The sequence below is a fragment of the Limnoglobus sp. genome, assembly GCF_059499385.1.
Genome location: NZ_JCABYM010000016.1, coordinates 1 through 6,942, shown reverse-complemented (window position 1 = coordinate 6,942; position 6,942 = coordinate 1). Strand labels below are relative to the sequence as shown.

The 6,942-nt window shown below is 66.3% G+C and carries 6 protein-coding genes and 1 pseudogene; 5 read left to right on the top strand and 2 right to left on the bottom strand.

Annotation, left to right across the window (positions count from 1 at the left end; genetic code table 11):
• The first annotated feature begins 186 nt into the window (after nucleotides 1–186).
• The 3 genes from AC5JJ2_RS02670 to AC5JJ2_RS02660 all read left to right on the top strand — a co-directional run bounded on the left by AC5JJ2_RS02670 (nucleotide 187) and on the right by AC5JJ2_RS02660 (nucleotide 4,930).
• Nucleotides 187–3,912 carry a tetratricopeptide repeat protein gene (locus tag AC5JJ2_RS02670; RefSeq protein ID WP_495856414.1) on the top strand — a complete coding sequence of 1,242 codons (3,726 nt, stop codon included), beginning with the start codon at nucleotides 187–189 and terminating at the stop codon, nucleotides 3,910–3,912.
• A 119-nt stretch (nucleotides 3,913–4,031) separates the two neighbouring features.
• On the top strand, nucleotides 4,032–4,559 hold the full coding sequence (locus AC5JJ2_RS02665) for a type IIL restriction-modification enzyme MmeI (protein ID WP_495856413.1): 528 nt from the start codon (nucleotides 4,032–4,034) through the stop codon (nucleotides 4,557–4,559).
• A gap of 8 nt (nucleotides 4,560–4,567) precedes the next feature.
• Nucleotides 4,568–4,930, top strand: a complete 363-nt coding sequence (locus AC5JJ2_RS02660; RefSeq protein ID WP_495856412.1) for a type IIL restriction-modification enzyme MmeI — start codon at nucleotides 4,568–4,570, stop codon at nucleotides 4,928–4,930.
• Between the two features lie 249 nt (nucleotides 4,931–5,179).
• Here the strand turns inward: AC5JJ2_RS02660 and AC5JJ2_RS02655 are convergent, their stop codons facing one another.
• Both AC5JJ2_RS02655 and AC5JJ2_RS02650 read right to left on the bottom strand, forming a co-directional pair.
• The gene (locus AC5JJ2_RS02655) at nucleotides 5,180–5,827 is read right to left on the bottom strand and encodes a DUF3800 domain-containing protein (RefSeq protein ID WP_495856411.1); all 648 of its coding nucleotides are present in this window, start codon (nucleotides 5,825–5,827) and stop codon (nucleotides 5,180–5,182) included.
• Between the two features lie 22 nt (nucleotides 5,828–5,849).
• Entirely contained in the window at nucleotides 5,850–6,284 is a 435-nt protein-coding gene (locus AC5JJ2_RS02650) for a helix-turn-helix domain-containing protein (RefSeq protein WP_495856410.1), read from the bottom strand.
• A 195-nt stretch (nucleotides 6,285–6,479) separates the two neighbouring features.
• Here AC5JJ2_RS02650 and AC5JJ2_RS02645 point away from each other — a divergent pair, with 195 nt between their 5' ends.
• Together AC5JJ2_RS02645 and AC5JJ2_RS02640 are read left to right on the top strand one after the other, a co-directional pair.
• Nucleotides 6,480–6,605, top strand: coding sequence for a hypothetical protein (locus AC5JJ2_RS02645; protein ID WP_495856409.1), 126 nt, complete (start codon nucleotides 6,480–6,482; stop codon nucleotides 6,603–6,605).
• 12 nt (nucleotides 6,606–6,617) lie between these two features.
• Nucleotides 6,618–6,809, top strand: a pseudogene (locus AC5JJ2_RS02640) (hypothetical protein); the annotation flags it as partial.
• Between the last annotated feature and the right edge of the window lie 133 nt (nucleotides 6,810–6,942).

The following is a 6,942-nucleotide window of genomic DNA, read 5'->3' as shown; positions in this document are numbered from 1 at the left end:
GGTGAGGATCGCGTCCGGGGAAGGGAGGTTACCCCCCTCCCTAACCCTCCCCCCCAAGGGGGGAGGGAATAAAACAACGAACCTCGGTGACGCGCTTAGTTTCCCTGAAAAGAATACGCGGAACAAGCGCCCCGTTCGGAACGTCTCACGTATCGGCCCTCCGTCGCCCTTCCCTCGGAGCATCTCATGGCCCGCTCCCTCGCCGTCGTTCTGATTCTCGCCCTCCCGCTCGCCGCGCAGGTTCCGCAGGACCAGCAGGCGGAGATGGCGATCAACGCGGCCCGCAAGGTCTACAACGACGGCAACCTGCCCGCCGCCCGCGACCAGTTCAAGAACGTCCTCGCGAAGTTCCCGAACCAACAAGGCACGGCCGCGCGGTACGGGCTGGCGCTGACGTTGATCCACGCCGGGGAGCCGGACTACGCGGCCGCCGTGCAGCCGCTGACGGAGGCGGCCGGGGACGGCAACTTCGCCGAGCGCGGCTGGGTGCTGTACCAGCTCGCGACGACGCAGCGGATGCTCGGGCTGAAGGATGCGAAGGCGGCCGGGCCGAAGTTCGAGGACGCGCTGCGGCGGTTCGGCGAGGCCCGCGACTGGTTCGACGGCAAGAAGGACGCCGAGATGGGCGTGCGGAGCCGGTGCGACCTCGCGGAGATGCAGCTTCGGCTCGGCCGGCCGAAGGACGCGCGGCAGACGCTCGAAACCGTCACGAAGGAGGCGGTGTTCGCGAAGAACAAGCACCGGCCGCTCGCGCTCTACTACTTCGGGTTGGCGAGCTTCGTCGAAAGAGACTACGCCGCCGCCGGGCGGGCGCTCAACCAGATCGCGCCGTTCGCGGACCCCGCCGTCGGGTTGCACGCCCGCTACCTCGTCGGCCGCGTCCTCCACCTCGGCGGCGAGACGGCGGAGGCGTCCGTCCACTACGACGCGGTGCTGGCCGAGTTCGACAAGCAGAAGAAGGAAGCCGTCGAACTGTTGAAGCAGCCGGACCGGTTCAAGGCGAACCCGGCCGAGAAAGCCCGGCTCGAACTTCTCGTAAACACTTCGCCCGAACACGTCGCGGGGGCCGCGTTCCACGGGGCGACGCTGAACTACGAGGCCGGGAAGTTCGCCGACGCGCTCGCGAAGTTCCAGGCGTTCGCGGCCGCGTACCCGGCGTCGCCGCTCGTGCCGGACGCCGCCCTCCGGGTCGGGTTCTGCCAGGTGCAACTGAAGCAGTTCGACGAGGCCGGGAAGACGCTCGCGCCGCTCGTCGAGAAGGCCCCGAAGCTCGCGGACCAGGCCCAATACTGGCTCGGCAAGGCGCAGCTCGGCGTCGCGGCTACGGCCGAGGCCGACCGCGACGCGAAGGTCAAGGCCGCGATCGACACGTTCCGCAAGGCGGCCGACACCGCGAACAAGCTCTCGCAGCAAGGGGACGCCGACGCCCGCGGCCGGCGGGGCGACATCCTCATGGACCTCGGCGACGCGCTGCAGTCGCTCAAGCAATTCAAGGACGCGGCCCCGATTTACGAAGTCGTCTGGAACGAGAAGCTGCTCCCCGACCGCCGGCACGAGGAGGTCGTCCAACGCCTGGCCGCGGCGTGGGGCGCGGCCGGCGACCTGAACCGGTCGAACCACTGGTGCAACGAGTTCAAGCAGAAGTTCCCGCAGAGCACGCTCATGCCGGCGGTCGTGTTCCGCGGCGCGGAGAACGCCTACGCCCAGGCCCAGGAGTTCGCCAAGAACCCGGACCCGAACCGCGCCGCCGAGCGGAAGCAGCGGTTCGACGCGGCGGCGAAGCTGTACCAGGACGTGGTGGACCGGTTCCCGGAATTTGAACGCACGAGCTACGCCCGGTACGGCGTCGGCGTCTGCCTCGCGCAAAACAACGACCTCGACGCCGCGGCCAAGGCGCTCGAAGCGATCCCGGCCCCGGACCGCAACGGCGAGTTATCGGCCGCCAGCTACCTGCTCGCCGACTGCCTCATCCGCCTCGCCCCGGCGAAGGCCGACGACGCGCTCGCCGAGAACATCATCCGCGAGAAGCTGACGAACGCCTCCGGCCTGCTCGAGAACTTCGTCGCGTCGAACCCGAAGTCGCCGGACGCCCCGGACGCGCTGATGAAGCTCGGCCTGTGTCTCAAGCGGCTCGGCTCGACGCTGGCCGACGCGAACGAGCGGAACACGCTGTTGAACAAGGCCCGCGAGTTCTTCGAGAAGCTGGAGAAGGACTACCCGAAGAGCGCCCAGGCCGGGCACGCGCGGCTGGAGGTGGCGAAGGTCCGGGCGATGGCCGGCGACCGCGGCGGGGCGATGAACGACCTCCGCCAGTTCGCCGGCGGCGACCGGGCGAACAGCCCGGTCGCGCCGCTGGCTTACGTGCATCTGGCGACGCTGCTTCGAGATGAGAACAAGGCGGCCGAGGCCGCGCAGGTGATGGCGGACGCCCGGCAGAAGTACGAGCAGGCCCTTTCGCAAGACAAGGAGCGAAGCGAGTGGGCGCACCTGCTCAAGTACCACCACGGCCTCGCGCTGTTGGAGGGCGGGAAGCTGCCGGAGGCACGGAAGTTGTTCGAGGAGGTCGTGGCCGCCGCGAAGGGCAAGGTCATCGGCGCGGAGGCGGCCCTCCGCGGCGGGCAGGCCGGCATCGCCGCCGCGAAGAAGCAGATCGAACTCGGCAAGCAGGAGCGCGGCAAGCCGAACCTCAAGCCCGACCAGGTCGCGGCCGCGGACCGCACGATTCAGCAGGGCCGCGAGGCGGTCTACCAGACGTGCGAAGCCCTCGAACGGCGGTGCGGCGAGTTCGCGCAGGCCATGCCGACCGGCGAGCCGCGGGCGCGGATGCTGTACGACGCGGCGTGGGCGTACCGCGCACTCGCCGACGACGAGGTGGCGCAGGCCCGCGAGTGGGCGCGACAGGACGCGCTGCGGAAGTGGACGGAAGAAATGGCGAAGCCGCGGGCCGACGGCGCGAAGCCGCCGCCGCAGCCGGCCGAGCTTCCGCTCGCGAAGCTGCCGCTCCAGCGGGCCGAGGAACGCGCGAACAACGCCTACCAGCGTTTGATCCAGGACTTCGGCGAGTCGGCCCTGTCCATCGACGCGCGGTACGAGTTGGCCGAACTGCTGACCGACCGCGAAAAGCACGACGACGCGATCAAGCTGCTGAAGGAGGCCATCGACAAGGAGCCGACTGACAGGGCGGTGTCACCCGAACTGTTGGAGCGGGTGCGGCTGAAGCTCGGCGGCAGCCTGTCGGCGAAGGGGGAGTTCAAGGCGGCCACGACGCAGTTCGAGACGGTGGCCGGGAACGAGAAGTCGCCGCACAGGCCGCAGGCGATCTACCGGCACGCCGAGGCGCTGTTCGCGCAGACCGAGTTCGCGAAGGCGGCCGAGCGGCTGGCAATCTTCCGCGACAAGGGCGAGTACCACAACGTCGCCGGCGTCAGCGACCGCGCGATGCTCCGCCTCGGCCAGGCGCTCGCGGCCGCGAAGAACTGGGACGCGGCGAAGCAAGCGTTCGAGACGACGCTCCAGCGGTACGGGAACAGCCCGTACGTGCCGGAGGCCCGCTACGGCCTCGGCTGGGTGCTCCAGAACCAATCGAAGTACGACGAGGCGGTCACGCAGTACCAGGCCGTCATCAGCGCGACGACGGCCGAGGTCGCGGCGCGGGCGCAGACGCAGATCGGTCTCTGCCGGCTGGCGCAGAAGAAGTACGGCGACGCGGCCGCGGCCCTCATGTTGGTGCCCTACACCTACGACTACCCGGAGGTCGGGTACGCGGCCGTGCTGGAGGCGGCCCGCGCCTACGAGGAGGCGAAGCAGCCGGCCGACGCGGAGCGGATTCTGACGAAGTTGCTGAAGGACGCCCCGGCCGGCAGCGGGTGGGCCAAATCGGCGAAAGACCGGTTGGAGAAGCTGAGGAAGTAGGGTATGCAGAAGGGGAGACGCGTCGCGATGCCATCCCCGTTCCCCGGCATGGACCCGTGGCTGGAGAGCGCGGCTCGCATCACTACCCATCCGCCCGCGGCCGTGGTACATTTCGCGGCATGACGCCCCAACTGTTCATCGCCAAGTGGAAGCCCGCCGAACTGAAGGAGCGGGCCGCCTGCCAGGAGCACTTCCTCGACCTCTGCCGGCCTCTCGGCCAGCCGACGCCGGCGGAGGCCGACCCGACCGGCGACTGGTTCACGTTCGAGAAGGGCGTGGACAAGGACGCCGGCGGCCGCGGGTTCGCCGACGTGTGGCGGCGGGGGTTCTTCGGCTGGGAGTACAAGGGCAAGCGGAAGAACCTCGCCGACGCCTACCGCCAGCTCTCGCGGTACCGCGAGGCCCTCGCCAACCCGCCGCTGTTGATCGTCTGCGACCTGAACCGGTTCGAGGTCCACACGAACTTCACCGGCACGGTCAAGGAGGTCCGCGCGTTCGACCTGGACGGGCTGGCGGACCCGGCCAACCTCGCCACGCCGCGGGCCGCGTTCGCCAACCCTGACGAGCTGAAGCCCGGCCGAACCCAGGCGCAGGTCACCGAGGCCGCGGCCGCGGCGTCGAGCCGCACGCCGCCGGCCACTTCCTGATGAAGCTCATGTTCTGCATGTTTGCCGAGGACATCGGCCTCTTGCCGGAGAAGCTGTTCGAGAAGACCGTAAAGGGGGCGAAGTGGGAGCCGGACAAGCTCTCGAAGCTGCTCCGCGGGCTGTTCAAGGCGATGGCCGAGAAGGGCGGGCTGTTCGGGGCGGACGAAATCCCGTGGGTCAACGGCGGGCTGTTCGCCGACGCCGAGGTGATCGACCTGGAGCGGCGGGAGGTCCAGACGCTCGCCGAGGTCGCCGGGTACGACTGGGCGAACATCGAGCCGTCCATCTTCGGCACGCTGTTCGAGCGCATCCTGAACCCAGACAAGCGGAGCCAACTGGGGGCGTCCATGTCGTTGCCCCCAGTCAGGTAATTGACAGGGGATGAGGCAATTTTGTTCTGTTTATAGAGCTGATTCCGTGTCAGAATTCTGAAAGGGGTCTATTGACTCCTATGCCTGGAGGGGTTAAAGTTAACTGGCACTCACGGGCAGGTGCCGGGGCCACGGCCATCCGGCTAAGAACTCTGAATTGACCTGTTTCGGACAGGGTTCGGGTAACTCCGGGCTTTGTGCAAACTAAACGAAGGGCGGACCCCAAACGGTCCGCTCTTTTCATTCCCGTCAAACGGGAATCACTCGTCCCACATCTCGATCAAGGATCAACCGATACCAGTCAGGATTGCCCTCGACGTTTGCTCCGCAAGCGCCAACGACCATGTCGGCCAGTTGCAACAAATCTTCCGCCCCCGAGCCACGAAACCGCACCTTACCAATTAAGTCCGCCGGCGGCGTTTCGCCTTTACCGATGCCGCGAAAGGTTTCCTTGATGATTTTGAGAAAGCTCCCGTCTTGGTTGTCGTCAACCGTCACGGGTTCTCCGAGTCGCCTCAACCCCGTCTGTCGCAGGTGAGACAGGTACAACGGGCGAAGAGTCGCCGCAAGCTCGGTCACCACGGCCTGGTGAATTTGGGCGTGTGTCCTGTCCGTGCATCCTGCGGATCGCTTGTCGAGCGACGCGAAAGCAAAGCGGAACGGAAAGTCCAAGGCGAAACGAAAGAAAGCCTCCCGCCTCGCGAGTTGTGTCCACGTCTTCGCGAACTTGAACTCGTAGTCTTGCGGCAACTTCTGCTCCTCGCGAAGCGTCCGCATGCGCGTGCGAAAGGTTTCGACCACCTCTTGATTTGGGAGCCATACGGCAGCCAGCTGGAAGTGGGAATCGCTATCCGGTCGCGTGCCTGTGTCGCCGCGCTCGTCGATAAAGGTAGGCATGATCGCAAGTCGCTCCACGAAATCATCCGAGCGTGGCAGTTACTTCCTCCTCCTCACGGGCCTCTTTTGGCGGGTTCACCAGGGGCATGAGGGCTTCCAGCGCGCTGAACAATGGCGTCAAGTCGAGGGCATTTGACCGGCCGGACCGAGCCACCTTCCGAAGGTAGCCCTTCTTCTCCAATGACCGAAGGTGATTCCGCACGGCTGTGGACGAAATTCCCATCAGTCGCGCCAATCGCTTCGCCGAGGGGAAGGGAGCATCCTTCGACCACTTGTGTCGCATCACATGGAGAACGAGGACAAACTCGTGAGTGGATAGCGGGTCCTTCAAATCGCGGTAGTGATTCAGGAAGAAGTTGGGAACCGCCAGCCAGCCACCGGCAGCAAGATCCGGCGTCCAACGGTCCGAAACTTTTCGTTGAATCTGCTTCTCCAGCGTTGCCGCAGTCTCTTGCATGATTTTTTGCCCCGTCACTTCTGGAGCATATTATCCTGATACTCTGCGGGTGTGACCCCTATGTTTCTTGTTTAAGCTTTAGCTTTATTTGCTGTAAGCCAGATTGCAGGGTAGTCTAGCAGCTTTCTTTCAAAAAAGTAGTGATGGGGTAAGGGCCAAGCGGCTGCATCGAACTCAATAAATCCCAGGAACCAAGTGTCCAGTGATCGGACGGAGACGCTGGAGTTCCCCGACAGCACCGACGGCCCGTGGCGGCGGTACGTCGTGGACGCGAACGCCGCCGGGGTCGGCACGGTGCGCTACCCGCGGCTGGTCCCGTAGGACGCGGCCACGGCTGCGTTGCTCAAGAAGCGGACGCTGACGAACCTGTACAACGAGCGGCCGGCGTGGCTGGCGAACGCCCACCGGGCGCTCGACGCGGCCGTGTTCGCCGCCTACGGCTGGCCGCCGACCCTCTCCGACGACGAGCTACTGGCGAAGCTGCTGGCGCTGAACCTGTCACGGGCCGGCGGTGGGGGCGAATGATGATCCGGCGAGCCGAGCGGCGTAAGCCGCCGGGTGAGGGCGCGTTACCCGGCCGCGTACGCCGCGCGGCTCGCCACCGTTGCGGATTTAGAGATAAACGCCCAAAATTAATGAGCATACCAAGCCCGCGCGA